The organism is Streptomyces sp. NPDC014891, from assembly GCF_043081085.1.
Classification (GTDB): domain Bacteria; phylum Actinomycetota; class Actinomycetes; order Streptomycetales; family Streptomycetaceae; genus Streptomyces.
On record NZ_JBIBWF010000007.1, the window covers coordinates 381,884 to 407,519 of the forward strand.

The window sequence follows — 25,636 nt, forward strand, 5'->3', positions numbered from 1 at the left end:
GGGCACCGCGTCCTCCGCGCACACGACCGGGCCCCGGGATCCGAGGACCCCGGGGCGCCGCCCCCGCCGCGCCGCTCACGCCCGCCAGGGCAGCTCCACCGTCACCGTCGTCGGCCCGCCCGCCGGCGAGTCCACCGCGAGCACGCCGTCGACCGCGCCCACCCGGTCCGAGAGCGAGGCCAGGCTCCGCCCGGTCACCACGTGCGCCCCGCCGACACCGTCGTCCCGCACCTGCAGCATCAGCCGACCGCCCGTCCGCCACACGTCCACCCAGGCCCGCCGCGCCCGTGCGTGCGCCGTGACGTTCCGCAGCAGCTCGGAGACGGTGAAGTACGCGATGCCCTCGATCGCCGCCACCGGCCGCGCCGGCAGGTCCACGTCCACCGAGACCGGGACCGCGCACCGCGAGGCCACCGCCGACAGCGCCGCGTCCAGACCCCGGTCGGTGAGGACCGCGGGATGGATGCCCCGCGCGAGGTCCCGCAGCTCCTGGAGCGCGAGCTTCACCTCGCCGTGCGCCTCGTCGACGAGCACCGCCGCGGCCTGCGGATCCCGGGCCAGCGTCTCCTTCGCGAGGCCGAGGTCCATGGCCAGCGCGGCGAGCCGGGCCTGCGCCCCGTCGTGCAGCTCGCGCTCGATGCGCCGCAGGTCCGCCGAGGCGGTGTCGACGACCACGCCCCGGTCCGACTCCAGCTCGGTGACGCGCGAGGCCAGCCGGGAGGGCCCGAGGAGCGCGGTGACCAGCAGCCGGTCGACCGTGACGAACCCGCGCAGCAGCCAGGGGCCCGCCATCACGAAGAGCAGCCCGGCCAGGCACGTGACGGCGACCTCGAAGGGCGAGTCGAGGTACAGGTGGTGGGTCCCGTCGCCGTACAGCTGGATGCCGTCCTGCCCGAGGTACGCGGGGAAGGTCCACCTCCACAGCGGGTACGTGAAGAGGCCCCAGCCCCAGCCCCAGAAGGCCACGGTCACGGAGAAGGAGACGATCGCCCACGGCATGTGCACGAGCGCGTAGAGCAGGTGCCGCCAGGACGATCCGCTCTTGAGCACGGCCCCCATCCAGGAGAACGCGCCGCCGGACCGGGGCCGCACCGGTTCGGGCGCGCCCACCTCGACCCCCAGCAGGGCCCGCGTCCGGGCCCGCTCGACGACGCCGAAGCCCCGGCACATGGCGAGGGCCCCGGCCAGGATAGGCACGCCGAGGAAGGTGACGAGCAGCCCGGCTCCGGCCGAGACGAACGCGACCGAGAGCGCGAACCAGCAGACGCTCAGCGGCAGCCCGACCAGCACGTGGAGCAGCGCACGCCACGTGCGGCCCTCGAACGGCGCGCGGATCGCGGCGGGGAGGTGGGAGGCCATCGCGAGGGTCCTTCTCTGCTGGGGGAGGGGCGGTCGGTACGCGTCCCAGCCTTCCGCGCCGGGCCCGCCGGGACCATGAGGAGGGTGGGCGTCTGGGGGCGGGGGTTTTCCCTACCCCGGGCCGGGGGGACGGGGACGGCGGATGCGCGAAGGGGCCGGTGGGGAGCGGACACACACCGTGTCGCTCCTCACCGGCCCTCAGGCACCCCGGGCGCCCTCTACGTACTCGGGCGCCGCCTACGCTCCGGGTGCCGCTTACGCACCCCGGCCGGGTGCCGCCTACGCACCGGGCGCCGCTTACGTACCCCGGGCGCCTTCGCCACGGCTCACGGCTTCGGCCGGGACCGCCACGGCAGTTCTGCCGTGACCGTCGTCGGGCCCCCCTCCGGCGAGTCCAGGACCAGCAGGCCGTCCACCGCGCCCAGCCGCTCCGCGAGGCCCGCCAGGCCCGTGCCGCCGTCGAAGCGGGCACCGCCCGCCCCGTCGTCGCGCACCTGGAGCAGCAGCCGGTCCGCCGCCCGCCACACCTCCACGGACGCGGACCGCGCCCGCGCGTGCTTCGAGACGTTCTGGAGCAGCTCGGACACCGTGAAGTAGGCGATGCCCTCGATCGCCTCGGCCGGCCGCTCCGACAGGTCCACCGTCACCTTCACCGGCACTGTGCAGCGCGCCGACACCGAGGACAGCGCGGCGCTCAGCCCGCGGTCGGTGAGGACGGCCGGATGGATGCCCCGGGCCAGGTCCCGCAGTTCCTGGAGGGCGAGCTTCACTTCGCCGTGCGCCTCGTCGACCATCGCCGCCGCGGCCTCCGGGTCGTCGAGGAGCTTCTCCTTGGCCAGGCCGAGCCCCATCGCGAGCGCGACGAGCCGGGCCTGCGCCCCGTCGTGCAGGTCCCGTTCGATGCGGCGCAGGTCCGCCGCGGCGGTGTCGACGACGACCCCGCGGTCCGACTCCAGCTCGGCGATCCGCCGCTCCAGCTCGTCCGAGGGGGAGAGCAGGCCGCGGACCATGCCCCGGTCGGCTCCGGCCATGCCCCGCGCGAGGAACGGCAGCACCGGCCACAGCACGAAGAGGGAGACGAGCGCGACCGTGAACGTCACGATCCCCCAGGGCAGCCGAATCAGCCCGTACAACTGCGTCCGCCAGGCCACCGGATCCTTCAGCCTGCTCCACAGCCAGCCGAAGAAGCCGCCGCGCGACGGCAGCGGGGACGGTTCGGCGATCGCGACGCCGAGGAGCGCGCGGGCCCGGGCCCGCTCCGACCGGCCGAGGAGACGCGCGCCGCCGAGCCCGAGGGCGAGCAGCGGGAGCCCGACGACGGTGACGGACAGCCCGACGCCGAGGACCACGCTCACGACCGCGTAGACGAAACCGGCCAGCGCGGTGAAGAGGTTCGAGAGGAGGAAGGCGATCTCCTTCCATGTCTCCTTGCCGTAGGCGGTGCGGCGGTGCGGACGGGGGCGCGGCGGCGCGGCGGCGGCCCCGGAGGGCTCGGCGGGATCGAGAACGGCGGTCATGGGCCCCAGCCTGCCGGTCGCGGACCCGGCGACGCCATGGGGGAGGTGGGTGGGCGGCCGGGGGGATATCCCCACCGGAGCGGTACCGGGGACGGCGCCGCGCCCCCGCGAGGACCGGGCCGCGCCGCCGCGAGGACCGGGCGAGGACGGTGCTCACGCGACTGCTTACGGTCTCTTTAGCAGGGCCTAGACTCGCGTCCGTACAGAAGTGACTCATGAGACACCGAGACCGAGGGGCGGACGGACGTGCGGGAACCGACCGTTGTCGCGGCCGGCGTGACGGGCGCGGCGGACTACTTCGAGACGTACTCCGTCGTCGGCATCCTCGCCGTCGTCGGTGTGCTCTTCGTCGCCGTGGCGTTCGGCGCGGGCCGACTGCTGAGGCCTGTCGTGCCGACGCCCGAGAAACTCCTCACCTACGAGTGCGGGGTCGACCCCGTGGGGGAGGGCTGGGCGCACACCCAGGTCCGCTACTACGTGTACGCCTTCCTCTACGTCGTCTTCGCCGTCGACTCGATCTTCCTCTTCCCCTGGGCGACGGTCTTCGCCGCGCCCGGCTACGGCGCCACGACCCTGGTCGAGATGTTCGTCTTCCTCGGCTTCCTGGCCGTGGGCCTGCTCTACGCGTACAAGAAGGGCGTCCTGGCATGGACGTAACACCCCTGCCCACACCCCTGCCCGCTCCCAAGCTGGGGCCGCTCGCCCGCCTCGCCCCCGAGCCGATGAAGGTGGTCCTGAACTGGGGCCGCCGCTACAGCCTGTGGGTCTTCAACTTCGGGCTCGCGTGCTGCGCGATCGAGTTCATCGCCGCGTCGATGGCCCGGCACGACTTCATCCGGCTCGGCGTGATCCCCTTCGCGCCCGGCCCCCGCCAGGCCGACCTCATGATCGTCTCGGGCACCGTGACGGACAAGATGGCGCCGGCGGTGAAGCGGCTGTACGAGCAGATGCCCGAGCCCAAGTACGTGATCTCCTTCGGCGCCTGCTCCAACTGCGGCGGCCCCTACTGGGACTCGTACTCCGTCACCAAGGGCGTCGACCAGATCATCCCGGTCGACGTGTACGTGCCGGGCTGCCCGCCGCGCCCCGAGGCGCTGCTCCAGGGGATCCTCAAGCTCCAGGAGAAGATCGCGCGGGAGAGCCTGGCCGAGCGGTACGCGGCCACCGGCGGTGCGTCGGTCGCGCAGCTGACGAGCCCGCTCGTGGAGCGCCCTGGAGCCGGGGAATGACGGCCTACGACTCCCTCCCCGACGCCGTGACGGAGGTCTTCGGCGAGGAGGCGACGGCGGAGCGGGCCTACGACCTCCTGACCGTCGACGTCCCGCCGGCGTCCTGGACCACGGCGCTCGAAACGGCCCGGGACGTGCTCGGGTGCACCTACTTCGACTGGCTGAGCGCCGTCGACGAGCCCGGCACCGGCTTCCGGGTCTGCGCGCACGTGGCCGCGGTGGGGGAGGGGCGCCCGCGGCGCCTCCTGCTCCGCACGACGGTCCCGCACTCCGCCCCCGTCCTGCCCACCGCGATCGGCGTGTACGCGGGCGCGGGCTGGCACGAGCGCGAGACCCACGAGATGTTCGGCGTGGACTTCACGGGCCACCCGCACCTGGTGCCGCTGCTGCTCCCGGAGAACTTCGAGGGCCACCCGCTGCGCAAGGACTTCGTCCTCGCGGCCCGGGTCGCGAAGGCGTGGCCGGGCGCGAAGGAGCCGGGCGAGTCGCACGAGGGCGGCCCGAAGCGCCGTCAGATGCTTCCCCCGGGCGTTCCGGACCCGAACGAGTGGGGCCCGCTGAAGGGCCAGCTACCGCCGGCCCCGGCGCGCCCCGCCCGGGCGGCGGCGGGCGACCGCCCGGTCCGCCGGGCCCGCTCGGTGACGGAGGGCTCGGGGCCCCGGGCGGAACCCGGGACGACACCCGAGGCCGCACCGGACACCACCCGTCCGCCGAGGCGGAGTCGTTCGGTGTCCGAGGGTTCGGCGAGCCAGGCGGCGTCGGCGGGTCCGGAGGCGCCGGCGGAGGAGGCCCCGGCGGCCCGTCCGCCGCGCCGGAACCGCTCGGTGTCGGAGGGTTCGGCGAGCCAGGCGGCGTCGGCGGGGGAGTCGGACGCGGCCGGACCGGGGGCCGACACCCCGCCCCCGGCGGCCCGTCCGCCGCGCCGGAACCGCTCGGTGTCGGAGGGTTCGGCGAGCCAGGCGGCGTCGGACGGCCCCGCGCCGCGCGCCGAGGCCGCACCCCCGCGCACCCGCAGCTCGGACGCCCCCTGGCACCACGCCCGCCCGGCCTTCGACGAGAAGACCCCGCCGGACCCCGCACCCGAGGGGAACCCGGCGCCGGCGCCCGGGCCCGCTCCCGAGCCGGCGGCGACGCCCGAGCCCACGCCTCCGGCGGAGCCCCCGGCGAAGACCGCCCCCGCACCCGAGGGGAAGCCCGAGCCGGAAGTGAAGCCCGCACCCGAGCCGGAGGCGAAGCCCGCGAAGCCCGCGTCCGAGCCCACCGACCCAGCCGACCCCACCACCCCCGCCGGAGGCGATCCCGCGTGAACGACGTACTCGACGTCGCCCTCCGGCTGCTCGTCGTCTTCGCCGTCTTCCTCGTCCTGCCCCTCGTCGTCGGCCAGACCGAGCACAAGGTCATGGCCCACATGCAGGGCCGCCTCGGCCCCATGTACGCCGGCGGCTTCCACGGCTGGGCGCAGCTCGTCGCCGACGGGGTGAAGTTCGCGCAGAAGGAGGACGTCGTCCCGAAGGACGCCGACCGGCGGGTCTTCCAGCTCGCGCCGGCCGTCGCCCTCCTCCCGTACCTCCTCGTCCTCGTCGCCATCCCCATCGGTCCGGGCGAGGGCGCGGTCGGGCAGGTCGTCGACGCGGGCATCTTCTTCGTGCTGGCGGTGATGGGCGTGGGCGTCCTCGGCAGCCTGATGGCCGGCTGGGCGTCCGCGAACAAGTTCTCGCTGCTCGGCGGGCTCCGTACCGCCGCCCAGCTCCTCGCGTACGAGCTCCCCATGCTCCTCGCCGCCGCCTCCGTCGCGATGGCCGCCGGCACCGTCTCCCTCCCCGGGATTGTCGACGCCTTCGAGTGGTGGTGGCTGCCCTGGCAGATCGTCGGCGCCCTCGTGTTCTTCGTGGCGGGCCTCGCCGAGCTGCAGCGGCCCCCGTTCGACATGCCCGTCGCCGACTCGGAGATCATCTTCGGTGCGTACACCGAGTACACCGGGCTCCGCTTCGCGCTGTTCCTGCTCGCCGAGTACGCCGGCATCGTCGTCCTGTGCGGCCTCACCACCGTCCTGTTCCTCGGCGGCTGGCACGGGCCCTTCGGCGGTGACGGGCTCGGCTGGGTGTGGACCCTCCTCAAGACCGCGGTCCTCGCGTTCGTCGTGATCTGGCTGCGGGTCAGCTACCCGCGGCTGCGGGAGGACCAGCTCCAGAAGCTCGCCTGGACGACCCTCGTCCCGCTCGCGCTCGCGCAGATCGCGCTCACCGGCATCGTGAAGGTGGCGATCCAGTAATGGCCATTCCCGGCTCCGGCCTCGCCAAGGGCCTCGCCGTCACCCTCCGCACGATGACGAGGAAGACCGTCACCGCGCAGTACCCGGACGTCCAGCCCGAGCTGCCGCCCCGCACCCGCGGGGTCATCGGGCTGTTCGAGGAGAACTGCACGGTCTGCATGCTCTGCGCCCGCGAGTGCCCCGACTGGTGCATCTACATCGACTCCCACAAGGAGACGGTGCCGGCCGCCGCCCCCGGCGGCCGCGAGCGCAGCCGGAACGTCCTCGACCGCTTCGCCATCGACTTCTCCCTCTGCATGTACTGCGGTATCTGCATCGAGGTGTGCCCGTTCGACGCGCTGTTCTGGTCGCCCGAGTTCGAGTACGCGGAGACCGACATCCACGAGCTGACCCACGAGCGCGACAAGCTCCGCGAGTGGATGTGGACGGTTCCCGAACCGCCCGCCCTCGACCCGCGCGCGGAGGAGCCCAAGGAGATCGCGGCCGCCCGCAAGGCCGCGGAGAAGGCCGCGGCCGCCGCGGCCCAGGTCCGGGCCGAGGAGGAGCAGTCGTGATCCCCGCCGCCCACCAGGCCCTCCAGCAGGCCGCCGACCAGGTGACGCTGAACCAGCAGACGCACGGCTTCCTCTCGCCCACGGGCGTCGAGATCGCCTTCGTCCTCGTCGGCCTCGTCACGCTGGGCGCCGCCCTCGTGACCGTCACCACCCGCCAGCTCGTCCACGCCGCGCTCTGGCTGGTCGTGGCGCTCGGCGGCCTCGCCGTCGAGTACCTGCTCCTGACGGCCGAGTTCATCGCCTGGGTCCAGGTCCTGATCTACGTCGGCTCCGTCGTCGTCCTCCTCCTCTTCGGGCTCATGCTCACCAAGGCCCCCATCGGACACTCCCCGGACGCCGACTCGCGCAACAGGCCGGTCGCCGCGGCCGTCGCGCTCGCCGCCGCGGCCGCGCTCGTCTGGGTGGTCGTCGACGCCTTCCGCACGACCTGGATCGACCTCGACGGAGCCGTACAGGGGTCCACCGAGGTGACCGGCCAGATCCTCTTCCGGCACTGGGTGCTGCCGTTCGAGGCGCTGTCCGTCCTCCTCCTGGCCGCCCTGGTGGGCGCCATCGTGCTCTCCCGCAGGAAGAACAAGGAGGAGGAGCGCTGATGCACCTCGCCTACCCGGCGGTCCTCGCCGCCCTCCTCTTCGCCGTCGGCGTCTACGGCGTCCTCGCCCGCCGCAACGCGATCCTGGTCCTGATGTCCGTCGAGCTGATGCTCAACGCCGTCAACCTCAACCTGGTCGCCTTCGACGTCTGGCTCCGCGACACCCTGCACGCCGGCCAGGCCCTCACCCTCTTCACCATCGCCGTCGCCGCCGCCGAGATCGGCATCGGCCTCGCGATCGTCCTGATGGTGCACCGCTCCAGGGGCACCGCGGACATCGACCGGCTCCGCGACACCGCCGAACCGCCGCAGCCCTGGCACACCTCGTCCGAGGACGACGACCCCGCCGACGGCACGCCCACCGACGACACGCCCCCCGGCGAGAAGACCGAGGCCACCGCGTGACCACCACGACCCTCGCTGTCCTCGTCCCCCTCCTGCCCTTCCTCGGCGCCGTCGCCGGACTCCTGCTCGGCCGCACCGCCCCCGGCTTCGTGCGCCCGCTCGCCGTGCTGCCCGTGCTCGCGGCCACCGCGCTGGCCGTCGCCGTCGCCGTCCGGCAGGGCGGCGGGAAGACGATCGACGCCGCCACCCGGCTCACCCCCACCGGCTCGGTCCCCATCGACCTCGCCCTGTACATCGACGGCTTCGCCGCGCTCGTCGCCGTCCTCGTCGGCGTCGTCGCCACCTGCGTGCAGGTCTACTCGACCGGCTACCTCCGCGAGGACCCGCGCTACCCCTCGTACGCCGCGCTCGTCTCCCTCTTCACCTCCGCGATGCTCCTCGTCGTCTACTCGGGCGACCTGATGGTCCTCCTGGTCGGCTGGGAGATCATGGGCATCTGCTCGTACTTCCTCGTCGGCCACTACTGGGAGACCCCCGAGGCGCGGGCCGCCTCCCTCAAGGCCTTCCTCGTCACCAAGCTCGGCGACGTCCCCTTCCTCATCGGCCTGTTCGCGCTCGCCGCCGACGCGGGCACCTTCCGGATCACGGGCGTCCTCGGCGCCGTCGCGGGCGGCGGCCTCGACCACCCCACCCTGATCGCGCTGCTGCTGCTGGCCGGCGTGGCCGGCAAGTCGGCCCAGTTCCCGCTGCACACCTGGCTCCCGGACGCCATGGCCGGCCCCACCCCCGTCTCCGCGCTCATCCACGCGGCGACGATGGTCGCCGCCGGCATCTACTTCACGGCCCGGCTGCTGCCCGTCTTCGCCGAGTCCGCCGCCGCGATGACCGTGCTCGCCGTGATGGCCGCGATCACCATGGTCGGCTCGGCGCTCGCCGCGCTCGCCCAGGACGACATCAAGCGGGTCCTCGCCTACTCGACGATCGGCCAGCTCGGCTACATGGCCGGCGCCCTGGCCGTCGGCGACCGCGGGGCCGCCGTCTTCCACCTCCTCTCGCACGCCGCGTTCAAGGCCCTGCTCTTCCTCGCCGCCGGCACCGTCATCCACGCCGCCGGCACGAACTCGCTCACCGCCATGTCCCGCATGAGCGGCCTCGCGAAGCGCGTCCCGAACGCCTACTGGACCATGACCGTCGCCCTGCTCGCGCTCGCCGCGATCCCGCCCTTCGCCGGCTTCTTCTCCAAGGAGGCCGTCCTGGTGGCCGCCGAGCACACCGCGCTCGGGGACCGCACGGTCGCCCCCGCCGGAGCCGGCTGGACCGTCCTCGTCGCCGGCCTGCTGACCGCCCTCCTCACCGCCGCGTACGCGCTCCGCCTCTGGCTGCGGACCTTCCGCGGCCGCGGCGCCGAGGCCCCCGCCCACGGTCGCCAGCCGCTCGCCATGACGTCCGTCCTGTGGGTGCTCGCGATTCCCTCCCTGGGCTTCGGCCTGACCGTCACGTACCTCGACGACTGGTTCGACGGGAACGCCCTCACCCCGACCCTCACCACGGCGGTCCTGGGCACCGGCCTCGCCGCCGCCGGCGCCGCCGTCACCTACGCGGTCTGGCGCACCCTCGCCGCGCGGACCCCGGCGGCGGCCGCCGCCCGGGTCCCCGCCCCGCACGTGGCCCACCCGGACGCCGACGCCGGACTCGTCGAGGCGGAGGCGCTGACCCTGCCGCAACCCGCCGAGGACCCGGCCGACCCCGGCCGCGCCCTCCTCGGCCCGCTGCACGGCCCCGCCGCCGACGGCTTCCACCTGGACGCCGTCTACCGGACGGCGTTCGTCCGCCCCGTCCTCGCCGCCGCCTCCCTGGTCCGCTTCCTGGACCGCGAGGTCGTCGACACCTACGTCCGCGGCGCGGGCGCCTCCGCCAGGGGACTCGGCTGGCTCGTCCGCCGCGCCCAGACCGGGAACGTGCAGACCTACCTCAGCGCCCTGCTCGCCGGCTCCGTCGTCCTGGCGATCGCCGCCGTCGCCCTCGCCAACGCCGTCGCCGGAGCGTGAGCCGTGATCGATATCAGCGAACCCGTGATGCAGTTCCTCCTGGCGTCGATCGTCGCCGGACCGCTCCTGGGCGCGGTCGCCGCCCTCCTCCCCGCCCCGCCGGGGCTGAGGGGGAAGTCGCCCGACCAGGCCGTGCTCCGCCACGGCGTCACGGTCACCGCCGTGATCCTGCTGGCCGCGATCGTCCTCGCGCTCGGCTTCGACCACGACCGGCCGTCGAGGATGCAGGCCACGACGGACATCAGCTGGATCCGGGCGCTCGACGTGCGGATCCACCTCGGCGTCGACGGCATCTCCCTCCCCCTCCTGGTCCTGACCGCGCTCCTGAGCTTCCTCTGCGCGCTGTACAGCTACTTCAAGATGCCCTCCGGCCCTTCCCCCAAGGGCTTCGTGGCGCTGCTCCTCATCCTGGAGTCCGGCACCCTCGCCACCTTCGCCGTCCTCGACCTGGTCCTGTTCTTCCTGGCCTTCGAGACGGTCCTCATCCCGATGTACTTCCTCATCGCCCGCTGGGGCGGCGCGGGCAGGCAGGCCGCGGCCTGGAAGTTCATCCTCTACACGCTGCTCGGCTCCGTCGTCATGCTGCTCGGCCTGCTCCTCATCGGCGTGAAGGCGGGCACGTTCGACATGGTGGCGCTGGCCGCGGACAACGGCCGTGGACTGACCACATCGGTGCAGGTGATCGCCGTTCTCGCGATCGGCATCGGGCTCGCGGTGAAGACCCCGATGTGGCCGCTGCACAGCTGGCTCCCGGACGCCCACACCGCCGCCCCGACGGTCGGCTCGGTCCTCCTCGCCGGCGTCCTGCTCAAGATGGGCACGTACGGCTTCGTCCGCATCGTCCTGCCCATCGCCCCCGACGGCATGCGGATCTTCGCCCCCTACCTCGCGGCCTTCGCCGTCGCCGGGATCATCTACGGCTCGCTCGCCTGCCTCGCCCTCGCGCGCCCCGGCAACAAGGGCGACCTCAAGCGCCTGATCGCGTACTCCTCCGTCGGTCACATGGGCTTCGTGCTCCTCGGCATCGCCACCATGACCCCCACCGGGGTCAACGGCGCCCTCTTCGCCAACGTCGCCCACGGCCTCGTCACCGGCCTGCTCTTCTTCCTCGTCGGAGCGGTCAAGGACCGGTACGGCACCGCGGACCTCGACACCCTCGCCGGAGCCACCGGCGCGGCCCTCTACGGCCGCGCCCCCCGCCTCGGCGCGCTCCTCGCCTTCGCGGCCGTCGCCTCCCTCGGACTGCCCGGCCTGGCCGGCTTCTGGGGCGAGATGCTGGCCCTGTTCGGCGCCTTCGAACCCGCCGAGGGCCTCAGCCGCCCCGCCTTCCTCACCTTCATGGCGATCGGCGCCTTCGGCACCCTCCTCACCGCCGCGTACCTCCTCATCGTGGTCCGCCGCGTCTGCATGGGCGGCCCCCGCCCCGTCGGGGAGACCCCGATCGCCGACGTCCAGGGCTACGAGGCCGCCGCCTGGACCCCGCTCGTCGCCCTCACCGTCCTCGCCGGGCTCTGGCCCGCGATCCTCCTCGGCCTGACCGACCCGGCCGTCCAGCAGCTCCTCGCCGGAGGCACCCGATGACCCCAGTGACGGCGCTCGCCGGAGACTCCCTCGTCCAGTCCGTCGACTGGCTCACGATCGCGCCCCCCACCCTCACGGCCCTGGTCGCGCTCGTCGTGCTCGTCGCCGACCTGTTCGTCCCCCAGGAGCGCAAGCGGCTCCTCGGCTGGACCGCGATCGCCGGCCTCACGGCCGCCCTCGCCCTGCTCGTCCCGCTGCGGGCCGGCGACCGCTCCACCTTCTGCCTCACCGCGGACACCCGGGTCGCCGCGTGCAGCTACACGGCCGACCACTTCACCCTCGTCATCCAGCTGCTCGTCCTCGGCGGCGCGCTCCTCACGGCCCTGCTCTCCCTCACCGAGACCCGCGACCGGCTGCCGGCCGGCGAGTACTGGTTCCTGCTGCTCTCCTCGGCCGCCGGCGCCGCCCTGCTGCCCGCCTCCCGGGACCTCGCGACCCTCGTGATCGCCCTGGAGGTGGCCTCGCTGCCCGCCTTCGCGCTCGTCGGCCTCAAGCGCGGCGACCGCATGTCGGGCGAGGCGGCGCTCAAGTTCTTCCTGTCCTCCGTGACCGCGACCGCCGTCACCCTGCTCGGCGTCAGCTTCGTGTACGCGGCGACCGGCACCCTCCACCTCACCGAGCTCGCCCAGCGCCTCGACGACGTCCCCGGCCAGCTCCAGACGCTCGCCGAGGCGGGCGTGGCCCTCACCCTCGTCGGCTTCGCCTTCAAGACGGCCGCCGTCCCCTTCCACTTCTGGGTGCCCGACACCTACGTCGGAGCCCCGCTGCCCGTCGCCGCCTACCTGTCGGTGGTCGGCAAGGCCGTCGGCTTCACCGGGCTCATCCTCGTGACGGTCGTCGCCTTCCCCTCGTACGCCGACGTGTGGGGACCCGCGCTCGCCGCCCTCGCCGCGCTCACCATGACCGCCGGGAACGTCGCCGCCCTCCGGCAGCTGTCCACGCGCGCGTGGAGCGCCGTCCGGCTGCTCGCCTGGTCCTCCGTCGCCCAGGCCGGCTACCTGCTCGTACCGATCGCGGCCGCCGCGTACTCCAGCGACGACCAGATCGGCGCCACCGTCGCGTACGCCCTGATGTACGCCGTCGTGAACCTCGGCGCGTTCGCCGTCGTCGCGCTCGTCGCCCGCAGGCACCCCGAGAACCGGCTCGCGGACTACCGGGGCCTGTACGCGGCGAGCCCCGCCGCCGCCCTCGCGCTCGCCTTCTTCCTCCTGAATCTGGCCGGTTTGCCCCCGGGTATCATCGGCCTCTTCGCCAAGGTGACCGTCTTCTCGTCGGCCGTCGACGCGGGCCTCGGCTGGCTGGCCGTGGTCATGGGCGTCAACGTCGCCGCCGGGCTGTACTACTACCTGCGCTGGACGGCCCTGCTGTTCCGGCCGCCGGCGGCCGCGCACGGCACGCCGGACGGCGGACCGGCGGCCGCGCCCGAGGGCGGGACCGTCCCCCACACGGTCCCCGCGCCGATCACCCTGGCGATCGCGCTGACCGCCGCCGTCGGAGTCGTCCTGTCGGGCTACCCGCAGATCGCGCTCCGCTTCGCGGCGAACAGCCTGTTCTGACCCCCCACCGACGAAAGCCAGGGAGCGAGCACCACCGTGCTGAACGGATTCAAGGACTTCATACTTCGCGGGAACGTCATCTCGATGGCCATCGGCCTGGCCGTCGGCACGGCGTTCACGGCCGTCGTCACCGGCTTCAGCAAGGCCTTCATCACGCCCCTCATCGGCCTCGCGACCGGAACCGTGGGCAACTTCAACGACGCCCAGTTCCACGTCGGCAAGACCATCTTCCCGTACGGCCTGGCCATCTCCGCCGCCATAGCGTTCCTCATCACCGCCGCGGTCCTCTACTTCCTGATCGTCGCCCCGCTGGCGAAGGTCCAGGCGAGGTTCGCCAAGCAGGAGGCCGCCGACCCGAAGTCCGAGAAGCGCGACTGCCCCCGCTGCTACACCGAGATCCCGGCCATCGCCTCCCGCTGCGCCCACTGCACCAGCGAGGTCGAGCCCACCGTCCTCCTGGAGGAGAAGATCCCGGCCGCCCGCTGATCACCCGAACGGCTCACACCCCGCCCCCGGCCTCCCCGGTGCGGCCGGGGGAACCGGAACCTCCCGCCTGGCGTTGACCAGTACGGAAGGGTCCACTGGACACGTGGACGACCACGAAGCAAAGGGTTCCCCTGCCGCACCACCTGGAGGGCGTACCGTGCACCGCCGGCACAACGGGCTGAGGACCGCCGTACTTCTCGGAGGGCTCTCCGCCCTCATCATCGTCATCGGCAGCTTCTTCGGACGTACGGGGCTGATCGTCGCGCTGTTGGTCGCGCTCGGCACCAACGCGTACGCGTACTGGAACAGCGACAAGCTGGCGCTGCGGGCCATGCGCGCCCGGCCCGTCAGCGAGTTCGAGGCCCCCGCCCTGTACCGGATGGTGCGGGAGCTCTCCACCCAGGCGCGCCAGCCCATGCCCCGGCTCTACATCTCGCCGACCCAGGCGCCGAACGCCTTCGCGACCGGCCGCAACCCGAGGAACGCGGCGGTCTGCTGCACCGAGGGCATCCTCGCGATCCTCGACGAGCGCGAACTGCGCGGTGTCATCGGCCACGAACTGAGCCACGTCTACAACCGGGACATCCTCATCTCCTCGGTCGCCGGGGCGCTCGCCTCCGTGATCATGTTCCTGGTCAACTTCGCCTGGCTGATCCCGGTCGGCCGGTCCAGCGACGACGACCGCCCCGGACTGCTCGGCATGCTGCTCGTCATGATCCTCGGCCCGATCGCCGCCTCGGTCATCCAGCTGGCGATCTCCCGCTCCCGGGAGTACGAGGCCGACGCGTCCGGAGCCCAGCTCACCGGTGACCCGCTCGCCCTGGCCGCCGCCCTGCGGAAACTGGACGCGGGCACCAAGCAGCTGCCCCTGCCCGCGGAGCCCCGGATCGAGACCGCGAGCCACATGATGATCGCGAACCCCTTCGGGCCCGGGCAGGGCCTCTCCAAGATGTTCTCCACCCACCCGCCGATGGCCGAGCGCATCGCCCGGCTCGAACAGATGGCAGGTCGACGCCCGTGAAGACAGTCCTCAACATCATCTGGCTGGTGCTCTGCGGATTCTGGATGTTCCTCGGCTACATGCTGGCGGGCGTCCTGCTCTGCATCACGATCATCGGCATCCCCTTCGGACTCGCCGCGTTCCGCATCGGGGTGTACGCCCTGTGGCCCTTCGGCCACACGGTCGTGGACCGCCGCGACGCGGGCGCGCCCTCCTGCGTGGGCAACGTCCTGTGGCTGATCCTCGCCGGCTGGTGGCTCGCCCTCGGCCACATCACCACCGGCATCGCCCTCTGCATCACCATCATCGGCATCCCCCTCGGCATCGCGAACTTCAAGCTGATCCCGGTGTCCCTGCTGCCCCTCGGCAAGGAGATCGTCCCCACGGACCAGGCCTACGGATACGGATACGCGGGCCGCTAGCGCGGACCGCCAGGAGGGACGCCCCGCTCGTGCAGAACGCCCGCTACGCGCTCCTCTCCGACGCGTACCCCGTCGCCCTCTGCCAGGACGTCGACGGCCTCTACGCGGACCCCGCGCCGACACCGCCCGTGCGGTACGAGCTCCGCGGCTGCGAGCCCCGCGGCGAACTGGCCCGGGCCGTCACCGAGGCACTCGTGGAGGGCACGGCGCCGCTCGGCCCGCTCGACGTGGAGGTCCCCGACGGACTGTGGCGCCTCGACGGCGTCCGGGTCGTCGGCGCCCGCGGGGACGCCGTGACCGTCGAGACGACGGGGGAGCCCCGCCGCCGGACCCGCGCCGCGAACCCCGCCCGCTGCGCCAACCTCATACGGGTCCCGGCCGAGCCGCCCGCGGCCCCCGCCCGCACAGGCGTCACCTTCCTCGGCTGCTCCCCGCGCGGGGCGCTGCGCGAGGCCCTCGCGGCCGGGGCGGAGGGCTTCGGCCCGGTCGACTACCGGGTCCTCGCCCGGATCGGCGACCTGCACCACGGCGGCGAGGCGGGCCGCGTCACCGGCTGGGCGGCCTCCGCCCGCCACCACGACCTGGTCGACCTGACCGTGGACTTCCCCCGGACCCGGCTCGTGCCCCCGCAGACCCGCGGGGTCTGGGAGCTGTTCTTCGGCGGCAGGCCCGCCGAGCCCGGCACCTGGCGGCGGTTCTCCGGCGCGGCGCGCGCGGAGTGGCTGCGGCAGGCCGCCCGGCGGCCGCGGGCCGCCGCCGAGCCCGTGCCGGGAGCCGTCTACGAACTCGACGGCACGGACGTCGTCGACGAGGTGTCCTTCCTGTGCGCGCTCGGCGAGGCCGTGTACGGCCCGGGCCGGGACCCGGGGGCGCCGGGCGGCGCGGCGGGGCCGGGGGCGCCCGGCGCGTTCGGTCCGGAGTGGGCGGACGTCACGCTCGTCTGGCACCGGGCCGACGTGGCCCGGGCCTGCCTGGGCGTCCAGCCGTGGAGCGGACCCCGTCCCGCGACCTTCCAGGAGCTCGCCGACGCCCTCAGGAAGGCGGGGGCACGGCTCGTCCTCGACTGATCGCCCGACGCCACCACGCCGCCCGCGACCACCCCGGCGCCGGCGAGGACCGAGCCGAGCGGCACCGCGAGCCCGGGGGCGACGGGCACGGCGCGGGGATCGACCGGGCGGGGTCGCGGGTCGCCACGCTCGTCGAGGAGGTCCACGCGTACTCCGCGAATGCGAAGATGAGCAAACCGGCGGCCTGGAGCACCCCCGTCGGCGGCGGGGGCGGCCGCGCCCGCCCCGAGGCCGACGGCGACGACCGCCGTGAGGATCGCCGGGACGAGCCCGACGCTCCCCCGGACGGTCGGCGCGGACGTCCGAACTCCCGCTCGGCCGACGGTGGTCGGCACGAACACGGCGGCCACCGCGGCGTGCGCGTGCTCCGGCCGCACACAGCTGCCGACGGTCCCCGCCATGGCGGCGCAGGAGGCCGTGCTTCCGACCGCGAAGGCCCAGCCGGTCAGGTACCCCCAGAACGATCCCAGGCGTTCGCGACCGTACACATGGGTGCCGCCCGAACTCGGGTACCGGGCCGGGCGCGGGCGGACCGGCCGCGTGTCGCATCCCTCCGCCGGTCAGGCCGGGGCGGGCAGCCCGGTCTCCCGCAGGGTGATGTTCAGCCGCCCCACCAGCCCGAGCGCGGGATCGGCCGTGCCCGGGCGGACCTTCGGGACGCCGTGGTGGGCCCAGCGCGAGGCCCCGCCGAAGACGAACAGGTCGCCGGAGGCCAGCTCGACGTCCTGGTAGGGACGGCCGCGCCCCTCCGCGTTCCCGAAGCGGAAGACGCACCGGTCCCCGAGGCTCAAAGACACCACCGGCGCACCCGAACGCTCTTCCCGGTCCTGGTGCATGCCCATCCGCGCCCCCGGCGCGTAGAAGTTCACCAGGGCGGTGTCGGGAGTGAAACCGCCGTCGTCCCCGTACGCCTCGGCGACCGCCTCCCGGCCCAGGTCCACGAGCCACCGGGGCAGCGGGACCCCGACGGCGTCGAGATAGCGGTACGGCACCCACTGCCGGCCCAGACACAGCGTGCGCACCGACATGACCCCGCCGCCGGGCAGCACGGTCTGCCGGTAGGGAACCGGCCCGCGCCCCCACTCCCGGCAGGCCTCCACCAGCGCCCGCTGCCGTGCGGGCGGGAGCCACGCGGGCACGTGCACCGCGCCCGGCGCGATCGCGGCCCGCTCGCGGGGGAACAGTCCCTCGGTCACCCCGGGGCCCCCTCCAGGCCGAGCAGCCGTTCCTTGCGCTCGATCCCCGCCGCGTATCCGCGCAGGCTCCCGTCGGCGCCGATCACCCGGTGACAGGGCCGCACCACGAGCAGCGGGTTGCGGCCGATCGCGGTCCCCACGGCCCGGACCCCGGCGCCGGGCGATCCGACCCGGCGGGCGATCTCCCCGTACGAGACGGTCGTGCCGTACGGGATCTCCTCCAGGGCTTGCCAGACGCGCCGCTGGAACGCGGTCCCGGCCTCGCCGTCGAGCGGCAGGTCGAACCGGTCGCGGCGCCCGGCGAAGTACTCGTCGAGCTGCCCGGCCGCCTCGGCAAAGGCCCCGGGCGCGAGGGTCCAGCCCTCCTCGACCTCCACGGCGCCCTTCTGCCCCGGCAGGGACAGCGAGCGCAGCACGGCACGGCCCCCTTCGGCGAGCCGCCCGACCAGCAGCATCTCGCCCAGGGGGCCGTCGACGTACGCGTACACGGTCATGGCTGGTTCCTCTCCCCGCACCGGGTCTTCCACAGACCCAGTGTGCGGGGACCGCCGAGCCCCGGGCTGGCGGTATTCGGACACGGCCCTCACGACCGGTGCACGACCGGCCGCCGGGTCAGCGGTAGTTCACGAACTGGATCGCGAAGTCGAAGTCCTTGCCCTTGAGCAGCGCCTGCACGGCCTGCAGGTCGTCCCGGCTCTTCGAGCTGACCCGCAGCTCGTCGCCCTGGACCTGGGCCTTGACGCCCTTGGGGCCCTCGTCGCGGATGGCCTTCGCGACCTTCTTGGCGTTCTCCTGGGAGATGCCCTCGGTGACCGACGCGAAGAGCTTGTACTCCTTACCGGACAGCTGCGGCTCACCCTCGACGTCCAGCGACTTCAGCGAGATGCCCCGCTTGATCAGCTTGGTCTGGAAGATGTCGAGGATCGCCATGACGCGCTCCTCGCCGTTCGCCTGCATGAGGATCTTCTCGCCCGACCACGAGATCGAGGCGTTGGTTCCCTTGAAGTCGTAGCGCTGCGAGATCTCCTTCACGGCCTGGTTGAGGGCGTTGTCGACCTCCTGCCGCTCGACCTTGGAGACGATGTCGAAACTGGAGTCGGCCATGACTCGTGGCTCCTTGCTCGGATGCTTGGGGTACAGCGCAAAGCCTAGGGGGTGAGCCACGGCCCGAACCGCTGATCAATCCGGTGGCGAACCACCCCCGGGGATCAGGTATTGTTTACGTCGTTGCCAAGGAACACCGCCGAAAAGCGGCTCCACGGCAGCGATCTCATGGCGATGTGCCCGAGTGGCCAATGGGAGCGGACTGTAAATCCGTCGGCTTAGCCTACCCAGGTTCGAATCCTGGCGTCGCCACGCGATACGGAAGGTCCCCGGTGCTTGCACCGGGGACCTTCCTTCGTTCGTGGTGGGTGGTCAGTTTCCGGCCACGTCCTTCACCGCGACCGAGAGCGGGGTCGAGCCCGCGATCAGTTCCAGGGTCAGGCCGGCGGTCGCCGGGGTGTCCAGGAGTTCGGCGAGCGTCGCCGCCACGTCGTCGCGGGGGACCGGGCCGCGGCCCGTGCGCGCCTCCAGGCGGACCAGGCCCGAGCCCGCGTCGTTCGTCAGGGCGCCGGGGCGCAGGATCGTCCAGTCCAGGGCCGTCCGGGCGCGGACCGCGTCGTCGGCGGCGCCCTTGGCGCGCAGGTAGGCGTCGAAGACCTCGTCGCCCGGGTGCGCGGCGTCGGCGCCCATGGACGAGACGACGATGTACCGGCGTACGCCCGAGCGTTCCGCCGCGTCGGCGAACAGGACCGCCGCCGCGCGGTCCACGGTGTCCTTGCGGTCCACACTGCTGCCCGGGCCCGCGCCGGCCGCGAAGACGGCCGCGTCGGCGCCCTGGAGCACGGCGGCGACCATCTCGACCGAGGCCGACTCCAGGTCCAGGACGACCGGCTCGGCCCCGGCGTCCCGCAGGTCCCCGGCCTGTTCCGGTCTGCGGATGATCCCCGCCACCTCGTGCCCGCCCGCCGAGAGCAGCCTCTCCAGGCGCAGGGCGATCTGTCCGTGTCCTCCAGCGATGACGATGCGCATACTCACGACCGTACGACGGGACCGGCCGGAGGGCTTCCCGGCTCGGGCGGTCGCTCCGGGCGCGCCTGGCGGGGCAGGTCCAGCGCCGCCGCCGAGTCGCAGTACTCGCGCACCGCGCTGGTCCGGGCCACCACCCGCCCCCGGTGCACCACGATGCGGCTGTACGCGAGGGACAGCACGCCCGACAGGCGCTCGCCGCGCACCGCGAGCAGCTCCGCCGGGAAGCCGGCCTCGACGCGCACCTCCGGCAGGCCCGTGACGGCCCGCGCCTCCGCGCCGACCGCCGCGTAGGCCTCGTCGGCCGACAGGCCGCCGAGGGAGGCGAGGAGGTACGCGGCCTCCAGCGGGTCGCCGCGGCCCACCGGGTTGGCCACGTCCCGCAGCGCCCCGCTGCCCGCCGCGACCCGGACCCCGGCCGCCCGCAGGAGCCGGATCGGTGCCGTGCCGCGCAGCGCGGTGCTCGCGCAGCCGCCCTGTGGCAGGCAGACCACGGTCACGCCGGCCGCCGCGAGTCCGTCGGCCGCGCGCCGGGCCGCGTCGGCGGGGAGCCGGCCGAGGCCCGCGCAGGGGCCGATCGTCACCCCGGGGCGCAGTCCGCCGGCCATCGCCGCGAGCCTGGCGAGCCGGGCCGGGTCGGCGCCGTCGGTGTGCAGGTCGACGGGGACGCCGTGCTCGGCCGCGACCTCCAGGACGGCCTCGACGTACCCGGCCGGGTCCGGGTCGAGGTCCGGGCAGCCGCCCACCACCCCGGCGCCCATCTTCACCGCGTCCCGCAGCATGGCGAGCCCGTCCGCGCCCGCGGCCCCGGTGAGCAGTCTCGGCACCGCGACCGCGGTGAGGTCCACGAGGCCGCGCAGCGAGCGCCGGGCCTGGAGGACGGCTTCGAGGGGGCCGAGGCCGTGGACGTCGCCGATCCGGACGTGCGCGCGCTGCGCGGTCGCGCCGTGGCCGAGCTGGAGCAGCGCCGCCTCGGTGGCCCGGCGCTGGACCTGCTCGGGGGCGTACGAGACGGGGCCGGGGGAGTCCGCGGTGAGCGCGGTGTCGGCGTGGGCGTGGGGTTCGGCGGCGGCGGGCAGCAGCAGGTAGCCGGTGAGGTCGACGCGCGCGCCCGTGGCGGTGAGGCTGCCGGCCGTGCCGACCGCCTCGATCCGGCCGCCGGCCATCCGTACGTCGACGTTCCGCCCGTCGGCGAGGCGTGCGTGGGAGAGCAGGAGCGAGGTCGAGTCGGCCGTTGCGGCGGCCCCGTCCTCGGGCGGCTGGGGCTGCTTGCTGTCGGCTGACATCCGGGGCTCCTCAAGGCTCCTCAAGATCAAGATCACGAAGCGTGGGGCCGAGCCTAGGGGTGCTCGGAGCGCGCTTCGGGGAGGAGCGCAATAGTCGTACCGATGAGGCCACGAGTGGCGTACGGGACCCCTGGTGGGGGCGGTCGCGGGGGCGTCCCGAAACGGATTTGGGTGATGGGCCGGAGACCGTGTAATGTCTTCCTCGCTCGCCCCAATAGCTCAGTCGGTAGAGCGTCTCCATGGTAAGGAGAAGGTCTACGGTTCGATTCCGTATTGGGGCTCTGGTGAGAAGGAACCCGTCCTCGGACGGGATCCGGATCATCAAAGCGGTGTAGCTCAGTCGGTAGAGCAAGCGGCTCATAATCGCTGTGTCACCGGTTCAAGTCCGGTCACCGCTACACACGGTAGCCGATTGCGGGGTCGGTCCTTCGATCGGCTACTCTTTTATGCGTTCATCCGTCCCATCCGTCCAAGGAGCACTCACGTGGCTGCCACCGACGTCCGCCCGAAGATCACGCTGGCCTGCGTGGAGTGCAAGGAGCGGAACTACATCACCAAGAAGAACCGGCGTAACAACCCGGACCGTCTTGAGATGAAGAAGCACTGCCCCCGCTGCAACTCGCACACTGCACACCGCGAGACGCGCTAATCAGGCTCGCACACGAGGCCGTCCCCACCCGGGGGCGGCCTCGTGTCGTTTGTCGGCAACAGATCCAGGAGGTATCGAGTCCATGGCGCTCGACCAGTCCTTCGTGGGCCGGACCTATCCGCCCACCCCGGCCTACGAGGTCGGCCGCGAGAAGATCCGCGAGTTCGCCGAGGCGATCGGGGACGCGAATCCGGCCTACGTCGACCAGGAAGCGGCCAAGGAGCTCGGGCACCCCGACGTGATCGCTCCGCCGACCTTCGTGTTCGCCATCACGTTCAAGGCGGCCGGCGCGGTCATCGAGGACCCCCAGCTGGGTCTGGACTACAGCCGGGTCGTCCACGGCGACCAGAAGTTCGCCTACAGCCGGCCCGTGCGGGCCGGGGACCGGCTCTCGGTCACCTCCACCATCGAGGCGATCAAGTCCCTCGCCGGCAACGACATCCTGGACATCCGCGGCGAGGTCCACGACGCCTCCGGCGAGCACGTCGTGACCGCCTGGACGAAGCTCGTCTCCCGCGCACCCGAGGGGGTCTGATCATGACCGCGAAGATCGCCTACGACGAGGTCGAGGTCGGCACCGAGCTGCCCGCGCAGTCCTTCCCGGTGACCCGCGCCACCCTCGTCCGGTACGCCGGCGCCTCCGGGGACTTCAACCCCATCCACTGGAACGAGAAGTTCGCGGTGGAGGTCGGTCTGCCCGACGTCATCGCCCACGGCATGTTCACCATGGCCGAGGCGATCCGCGTCGTCACCGACTGGGCGGGCGACCCGGCCGCCGTCGTCGAGTACGGCGTCCGCTTCACCAAGCCGGTCGTCGTCCCGAACGACGGGACCGGCGCGCTGGTCGAGGTCAGCGCCAAGGTCGCCGCCAAGCTGGACGACCAGCGGGTCCGGGTCGACCTCACCGCGACGAGCGCCGGACAGAAGGTCCTGGGCATGTCGCGGGCCGTGGTCAGGCTCGCGTAACGACACCCGGCGCACCGGACGGGCGGCCGCGGAGAGCGGCCGCCCGTTCTTTCCCTTGCCTGGTTAGTGATTGCGTACTAACTTGATCTCATGGTCAGGATGAGTGCGGAGGAACGGCGGGAGAGCGTCGTCCGCGCGGCGATGAGCGAGTTCAGCCGCGGCGGGTACCACGGCACCTCCACCGAGGCGATCGCCAAGCGCGTCGGCGTCTCGCAGCCGTACCTCTTCCGGCTCTTCCCCGGCAAGAAGGCCATCTTCCTGGCCGCCTCCGAGCGCTGCATCAGCGACACCGTCCGGGTCTTCGAGGAGGCCTCGGAAGGGCTGTCCGGCGAGGAGGCCCTGCACGCCATGGCCACCGCGTACACCCGGATCATCGCCGAGGACCCCGACCGGCTCCTCATGCAGATGCAGGTGTACGTGACCGTCGCCGCCGCCGAGGCGGCCGGCGACCACGAGTTCGGCGAAGCCGTCCGGGCCGGCTGGACGTCCCTCTGGGAGACCGTCCACCTCGCGCTCGGCGCGGACGTCGAGGAGACCACGACCTTCCTGGCGTACGGGATGCTCATCAACACCCTCGTCGCCATGGGCTTCCCGTCCGAGCACCGCGTCTGGGAGGGGTTCTACCCCTCCATCCACCGCCCGGGCCGTTCCGAGGAATAGCGCCGCCGCCCGCCGAGGAGTAGCGCCGCCGCCCGCCTGCGCACCATCCCGCGGGTCCGCCCCCGCCTCCCCGTGGGCATGAAAGTTAGTCAGCGATAACTAACCTGAGATCAGAGGGGCCGACATGCACCAGCCAGCAGCCCGCCGCGGTTCCGCCGCCTGGGCCCTCGTCATCACCAGCGCCGCCGGCTTCATGGCGGCCCTCGACAACCTCGTCGTCACCACCGCCCTCCCCTCGATCCGCGAGGACCTCGGCGGAGCACTCCACGACCTCGAATGGACGGTGAGCGCCTACACCCTCACCTTCGCCGTCCTGCTCATGTTCGGCGCCGCCCTCGGCGACCGCTTCGGCCGCCGCCGGCTCTTCCTCGTCGGACTCGCCGTCTTCACCGCCGCCTCCGCCGCGGCCGCCCTCGCCCCCGGCATCGACGCCCTGATCGCCGCCCGCGCCGCCCAGGGCGTCGGCGCCGCGATCATGATGCCGCTCACGCTCACCCTCCTCACCGCCGCCGTCCCGGCCGCCCGCCGGGGCGCCGCCTTCGGCATCTGGGGCGCCGTCCAGGGGCTCGCCGTCGCCTCCGGGCCCCTCATCGGCGGCACCCTCACCGAACACCTCTCCTGGCAGTGGATCTTCTGGCTGAACGTCCCGCTCGGCCTCGCCCTGCTGCCGCTCGCCCGGCTGCGCCTGGCCGAGTCGCACGGCACCGGCGCCCGCCTCGACATCACGGGCACGCTCCTCGCCAGCGGCGGCCTGTTCGGCATCGTGTACGCGCTCATCCGCGGGCCCATCGACGGCTGGACCTCCGCGACCGTCCTCACCGGACTGATCGCCGGAGCCGCCCTCCTCGGCGGATTCGTCCACCACGGCATCCGCGCCAGGGCGCCGATGCTGCCCATGCGGCTCTTCCGCAACCGGGCGTTCTCCGGCATCAACGCGGCCAGCCTGCTGATGTTCCTCGGCATGTTCGGCTCGATCTTCCTGCTCAGCCAGTTCATGCAGGGCGTCCTCGGCTACTCGCCCACCGAGTCCGGGCTGCGGATGCTCCCCTGGACCGGCATGCCGATGCTCGTCGCACCGCTCGCCGGCGCCCTGTCCGACCGGATCGGCGGCCGCCCCGTCGTCGCCGCCGGTCTCGCCCTCCAGGCGATCGGCCTCGCGTGGTTCGCCCTCGTCCTGGCGCCCGACGTCTCGTACGCAGCCCAGCTGCCGGCCCTCGTCGTCAGCGGAGTCGGCATGGCGCTGTACTTCGCACCGGCGGCCAACCTCGTGATGTCCAGCGTCCGCCCCTCCGAACAGGGCATCGCCTCCGGCGCCAACAACGCGCTGCGCGAGGTCGGCGGCGCGCTCGGCGTCGCCGTGATGCCGCCAACAACGCGCTGCGCGAGGTCGGCGGCGCGCTCGGCGTCGCCGTGATGGCCTCGATCTTCGCCGCCCAGGGCGGCTACGAGTCCGGCCGGAGCTTCGTCGACGGGCTGGTGCCCGCGCTGTGGGTCGGCGCCGGGGCCGTCGCCCTCGGCGCGGTGGCCGTGCTCTTCGCGCCCTCCCGTCGCCAGGAGGCCCGCCGCAAGGCCGAGGCGGAGGCGGAGGCCGGCGAGAAGGACCTGGTCGGCGTGTGAGCGGGTCCTCGCGCCCCGGCCGCGAGACACCTCCTAGCCGCCCCGGCCGGGAGACGAAACGTCTCCCGGCCGGGGCGGCCCCGTACCCTTGAGCCCGTGCAGCCTCTTCTCGACGCCCCCCTCGCGCCCCTGACCACCTTCCGCCTCGGCGGCCCCGCGGCCCGGCTCGTCACCGCCACCACGGACGACGAGGTGGTCGCGGCGGTCCGCGAGGCCGACGCCACGGGAACGCCGCTGCTGATCATCGGCGGCGGCTCCAACCTCGTCATCGGCGACAAGGGCTTCGACGGCACCGCCCTGCGCATCGCCACCCGCGGCTTCGCCCTCGACGGCACGCGGCTGGAACTCGCCGCCGGCGAGGTCTGGACCGACGCCGTCGCCCGCACGGTCGAGGCCGGACTCGCCGGGATCGAGTGCCTGGCCGGCATCCCCGGCTCGGCCGGCGCCACCCCGATCCAGAACGTCGGCGCCTACGGGCAGGACGTCTCCGCCACCGTGACCGAGGTCGTCGCCTACGACCGGCGCGCCGAGGAGACCGTCACCCTCACCAACGCCGAGTGCGCCTTCTCGTACCGCCACAGCCTCTTCAAGGAGCACCCCGAGCGGTACGTGGTGCTCCGGGTCCGCTTCGAGCTGGAGGACGCGGACGGGCTGTCCGCGCCGGTCAAGTACGCCGAGACCGCCCGCGCCCTCGGCGTCGAGGCGGGCGACCGGGTGCCGCTCGCCCGGGCCCGCGAGACCGTCCTGAGCCTGCGCGGCGGCAAGGGCATGGTCCTCGACCCCGCGGATCACGACACCTGGTCCGCGGGCTCCTTCTTCACCAACCCGATCCTCACGGCGGGGGAGTACGAGACCTTCCTCACCCGCGTCGCCGCTCGCCTCGGCGCGGACGTCACCCCGCCGGCCTTCCCCGCCGGCGAGGACGGTGCCGTGAAGACCTCCGCCGCCTGGCTGATCGACCGGGCCGGGTTCACCAAGGGGTACGGGTCCGGGCCCGCGCGCATCTCGACCAAGCACACCCTCGCGCTGACCAACCGCGGCGAGGCGACCACCGAGGACCTGCTCGCGCTGGCCCGGGAGGTCGTCGCCGGCGTCCACGAGGCCTTCGGGATCACCCTGGTCAACGAGCCCGTGACGGTGGGCGTCAGCCTGTAATCATGTGTG

General features: G+C 73.4%; 26 protein-coding genes, 3 tRNA genes and 1 pseudogene. 23 read left to right on the plus strand and 7 right to left on the minus strand.

Annotation, left to right across the window (positions count from 1 at the left end; translation table 11 throughout):
• Positions 1-75 precede the first annotated feature (75 nt).
• Together ACF09E_RS22420 and ACF09E_RS22425 are read right to left on the minus strand one after the other, a co-directional pair.
• Positions 76-1,359, minus strand: a complete 1,284-nt coding sequence (locus ACF09E_RS22420; RefSeq protein WP_392206699.1) for a sensor histidine kinase — start codon at positions 1,357-1,359, stop codon at positions 76-78.
• Between the two features lie 326 nt (positions 1,360-1,685).
• On the minus strand, positions 1,686-2,876 hold the full coding sequence (locus ACF09E_RS22425) for a sensor histidine kinase (RefSeq protein WP_392206700.1): 1,191 nt from the start codon (positions 2,874-2,876) through the stop codon (positions 1,686-1,688).
• 246 nt (positions 2,877-3,122) lie between these two features.
• Here ACF09E_RS22425 and ACF09E_RS22430 point away from each other — a divergent pair, with 246 nt between their 5' ends.
• The 14 genes from ACF09E_RS22430 to ACF09E_RS22495 all read left to right on the plus strand — a co-directional run bounded on the left by ACF09E_RS22430 (position 3,123) and on the right by ACF09E_RS22495 (position 16,028).
• Positions 3,123-3,533, plus strand: coding sequence for an NADH-quinone oxidoreductase subunit A (locus tag ACF09E_RS22430; RefSeq protein WP_392206701.1), 411 nt, complete (start codon positions 3,123-3,125; stop codon positions 3,531-3,533).
• Complete coding sequence (locus ACF09E_RS22435) at positions 3,524-4,105, plus strand: NADH-quinone oxidoreductase subunit B (protein ID WP_392206702.1); 582 nt, start codon at positions 3,524-3,526, stop codon at positions 4,103-4,105. Before ACF09E_RS22430 ends, ACF09E_RS22435 begins: the two co-directional genes overlap by 10 nt.
• Entirely contained in the window at positions 4,102-5,412 is a 1,311-nt protein-coding gene (locus ACF09E_RS22440; RefSeq protein WP_392206703.1) for an NADH-quinone oxidoreductase subunit C, read from the plus strand. The genes ACF09E_RS22435 and ACF09E_RS22440 overlap by 4 nt, the downstream gene beginning before the upstream one ends.
• Entirely contained in the window at positions 5,409-6,377 is a 969-nt protein-coding gene (locus ACF09E_RS22445) for an NADH-quinone oxidoreductase subunit H (protein WP_392206704.1), read from the plus strand. Before ACF09E_RS22440 ends, ACF09E_RS22445 begins: the two co-directional genes overlap by 4 nt.
• Complete coding sequence (locus ACF09E_RS22450; RefSeq protein ID WP_361858778.1) at positions 6,377-6,931, plus strand: NADH-quinone oxidoreductase subunit I; 555 nt, start codon at positions 6,377-6,379, stop codon at positions 6,929-6,931. Before ACF09E_RS22445 ends, ACF09E_RS22450 begins: the two co-directional genes overlap by 1 nt.
• Entirely contained in the window at positions 6,931-7,524 is a 594-nt protein-coding gene (locus ACF09E_RS22455; RefSeq protein ID WP_392206740.1) for an NADH-quinone oxidoreductase subunit J, read from the plus strand. Before ACF09E_RS22450 ends, ACF09E_RS22455 begins: the two co-directional genes overlap by 1 nt.
• A complete protein-coding gene (gene nuoK / locus ACF09E_RS22460) occupies positions 7,524-7,928 on the plus strand; it encodes an NADH-quinone oxidoreductase subunit NuoK (protein WP_392206705.1) in 405 nt (134 codons plus the stop codon). The genes ACF09E_RS22455 and nuoK overlap by 1 nt, the downstream gene beginning before the upstream one ends.
• Positions 7,925-9,916 carry an NADH-quinone oxidoreductase subunit L gene (locus ACF09E_RS22465; protein ID WP_392206706.1) on the plus strand — a complete coding sequence of 664 codons (1,992 nt, stop codon included), beginning with the start codon at positions 7,925-7,927 and terminating at the stop codon, positions 9,914-9,916. The genes nuoK and ACF09E_RS22465 overlap by 4 nt, the downstream gene beginning before the upstream one ends.
• A gap of 27 nt (positions 9,917-9,943) precedes the next feature.
• Positions 9,944-11,497, plus strand: coding sequence for a NuoM family protein (locus ACF09E_RS22470; RefSeq protein ID WP_392206741.1), 1,554 nt, complete (start codon positions 9,944-9,946; stop codon positions 11,495-11,497).
• Positions 11,494-13,053: an NADH-quinone oxidoreductase subunit N gene (locus ACF09E_RS22475; protein WP_392206707.1), complete on the plus strand. Its 1,560-nt coding sequence runs from the start codon at positions 11,494-11,496 to the stop codon at positions 13,051-13,053. The genes ACF09E_RS22470 and ACF09E_RS22475 overlap by 4 nt, the downstream gene beginning before the upstream one ends.
• A 36-nt stretch (positions 13,054-13,089) precedes the next feature.
• On the plus strand, positions 13,090-13,539 hold the full coding sequence (locus ACF09E_RS22480) for an MscL family protein (RefSeq protein ID WP_392206708.1): 450 nt from the start codon (positions 13,090-13,092) through the stop codon (positions 13,537-13,539).
• A gap of 157 nt (positions 13,540-13,696) precedes the next feature.
• Positions 13,697-14,560, plus strand: a complete 864-nt coding sequence (gene htpX / locus ACF09E_RS22485; RefSeq protein ID WP_361858763.1) for a zinc metalloprotease HtpX — start codon at positions 13,697-13,699, stop codon at positions 14,558-14,560.
• Positions 14,557-14,961 (plus strand): YccF domain-containing protein, encoded by a 405-nt coding sequence (locus tag ACF09E_RS22490; RefSeq protein ID WP_392206709.1) that lies wholly within the window; start codon positions 14,557-14,559, stop codon positions 14,959-14,961. Before htpX ends, ACF09E_RS22490 begins: the two co-directional genes overlap by 4 nt.
• Positions 14,962-14,990: 29 nt before the next feature.
• Positions 14,991-16,028, plus strand: coding sequence for a hypothetical protein (locus ACF09E_RS22495; protein ID WP_392206710.1), 1,038 nt, complete (start codon positions 14,991-14,993; stop codon positions 16,026-16,028).
• Positions 16,029-16,588: 560 nt separating this feature from the next.
• On the opposite strand, the gene ACF09E_RS22500 is transcribed toward ACF09E_RS22495, so the two are convergent.
• The 3 genes from ACF09E_RS22500 to ACF09E_RS22510 all read right to left on the minus strand — a co-directional run bounded on the left by ACF09E_RS22500 (position 16,589) and on the right by ACF09E_RS22510 (position 18,328).
• Positions 16,589-17,224, minus strand: a complete 636-nt coding sequence (locus ACF09E_RS22500; RefSeq protein ID WP_392206711.1) for an alpha-ketoglutarate-dependent dioxygenase AlkB family protein — start codon at positions 17,222-17,224, stop codon at positions 16,589-16,591.
• Positions 17,221-17,718, minus strand: a complete 498-nt coding sequence (locus ACF09E_RS22505; protein ID WP_392206712.1) for a methylated-DNA--[protein]-cysteine S-methyltransferase — start codon at positions 17,716-17,718, stop codon at positions 17,221-17,223. Before ACF09E_RS22505 ends, ACF09E_RS22500 begins: the two co-directional genes overlap by 4 nt.
• Positions 17,719-17,836: 118 nt before the next feature.
• Positions 17,837-18,328 carry a YajQ family cyclic di-GMP-binding protein gene (locus ACF09E_RS22510; RefSeq protein ID WP_015035522.1) on the minus strand — a complete coding sequence of 164 codons (492 nt, stop codon included), beginning with the start codon at positions 18,326-18,328 and terminating at the stop codon, positions 17,837-17,839.
• Between the two features lie 170 nt (positions 18,329-18,498).
• Here ACF09E_RS22510 and ACF09E_RS22515 point away from each other — a divergent pair.
• Positions 18,499-18,580: transfer RNA gene (locus ACF09E_RS22515), tRNA-Tyr, on the plus strand.
• A gap of 60 nt (positions 18,581-18,640) precedes the next feature.
• On the opposite strand, the gene ACF09E_RS22520 is transcribed toward ACF09E_RS22515, so the two are convergent.
• Positions 18,641-19,297, minus strand: coding sequence for an NAD(P)H-binding protein (locus ACF09E_RS22520; RefSeq protein WP_392206713.1), 657 nt, complete (start codon positions 19,295-19,297; stop codon positions 18,641-18,643).
• Between the two features lie 2 nt (positions 19,298-19,299).
• Positions 19,300-20,580: an amidohydrolase family protein gene (locus ACF09E_RS22525; protein WP_392206714.1), complete on the minus strand. Its 1,281-nt coding sequence runs from the start codon at positions 20,578-20,580 to the stop codon at positions 19,300-19,302.
• A gap of 208 nt (positions 20,581-20,788) precedes the next feature.
• On the opposite strand from ACF09E_RS22525, the gene ACF09E_RS22530 reads away from it, so the two are divergent.
• The 8 genes and pseudogenes from ACF09E_RS22530 (at position 20,789) to ACF09E_RS22565 (ending at position 25,627) form a co-directional block, all read left to right on the plus strand.
• Positions 20,789-20,861, plus strand: a tRNA-Thr gene (locus tag ACF09E_RS22530).
• Positions 20,862-20,905: 44 nt separating this feature from the next.
• Positions 20,906-20,978, plus strand: a tRNA-Met gene (locus ACF09E_RS22535).
• Positions 20,979-21,064: 86 nt separating this feature from the next.
• On the plus strand, positions 21,065-21,229 hold the full coding sequence (gene rpmG / locus ACF09E_RS22540) for a 50S ribosomal protein L33 (RefSeq protein ID WP_003956487.1): 165 nt from the start codon (positions 21,065-21,067) through the stop codon (positions 21,227-21,229).
• An 82-nt stretch (positions 21,230-21,311) separates the two neighbouring features.
• The gene (locus tag ACF09E_RS22545; RefSeq protein ID WP_388792682.1) at positions 21,312-21,764 is read left to right on the plus strand and encodes a MaoC family dehydratase N-terminal domain-containing protein; all 453 of its coding nucleotides are present in this window, start codon (positions 21,312-21,314) and stop codon (positions 21,762-21,764) included.
• A 2-nt stretch (positions 21,765-21,766) separates the two neighbouring features.
• Positions 21,767-22,195, plus strand: a complete 429-nt coding sequence (locus tag ACF09E_RS22550) for a MaoC family dehydratase (RefSeq protein WP_361847412.1) — start codon at positions 21,767-21,769, stop codon at positions 22,193-22,195.
• 90 nt (positions 22,196-22,285) lie between these two features.
• Positions 22,286-22,855: a TetR/AcrR family transcriptional regulator gene (locus tag ACF09E_RS22555; protein WP_392206715.1), complete on the plus strand. Its 570-nt coding sequence runs from the start codon at positions 22,286-22,288 to the stop codon at positions 22,853-22,855.
• A gap of 124 nt (positions 22,856-22,979) precedes the next feature.
• Positions 22,980-24,472, plus strand: a pseudogene (locus ACF09E_RS22560) (DHA2 family efflux MFS transporter permease subunit).
• A gap of 96 nt (positions 24,473-24,568) precedes the next feature.
• Positions 24,569-25,627, plus strand: coding sequence for a UDP-N-acetylmuramate dehydrogenase (locus ACF09E_RS22565; RefSeq protein ID WP_392206716.1), 1,059 nt, complete (start codon positions 24,569-24,571; stop codon positions 25,625-25,627).
• Positions 25,628-25,636 lie beyond the last annotated feature (9 nt).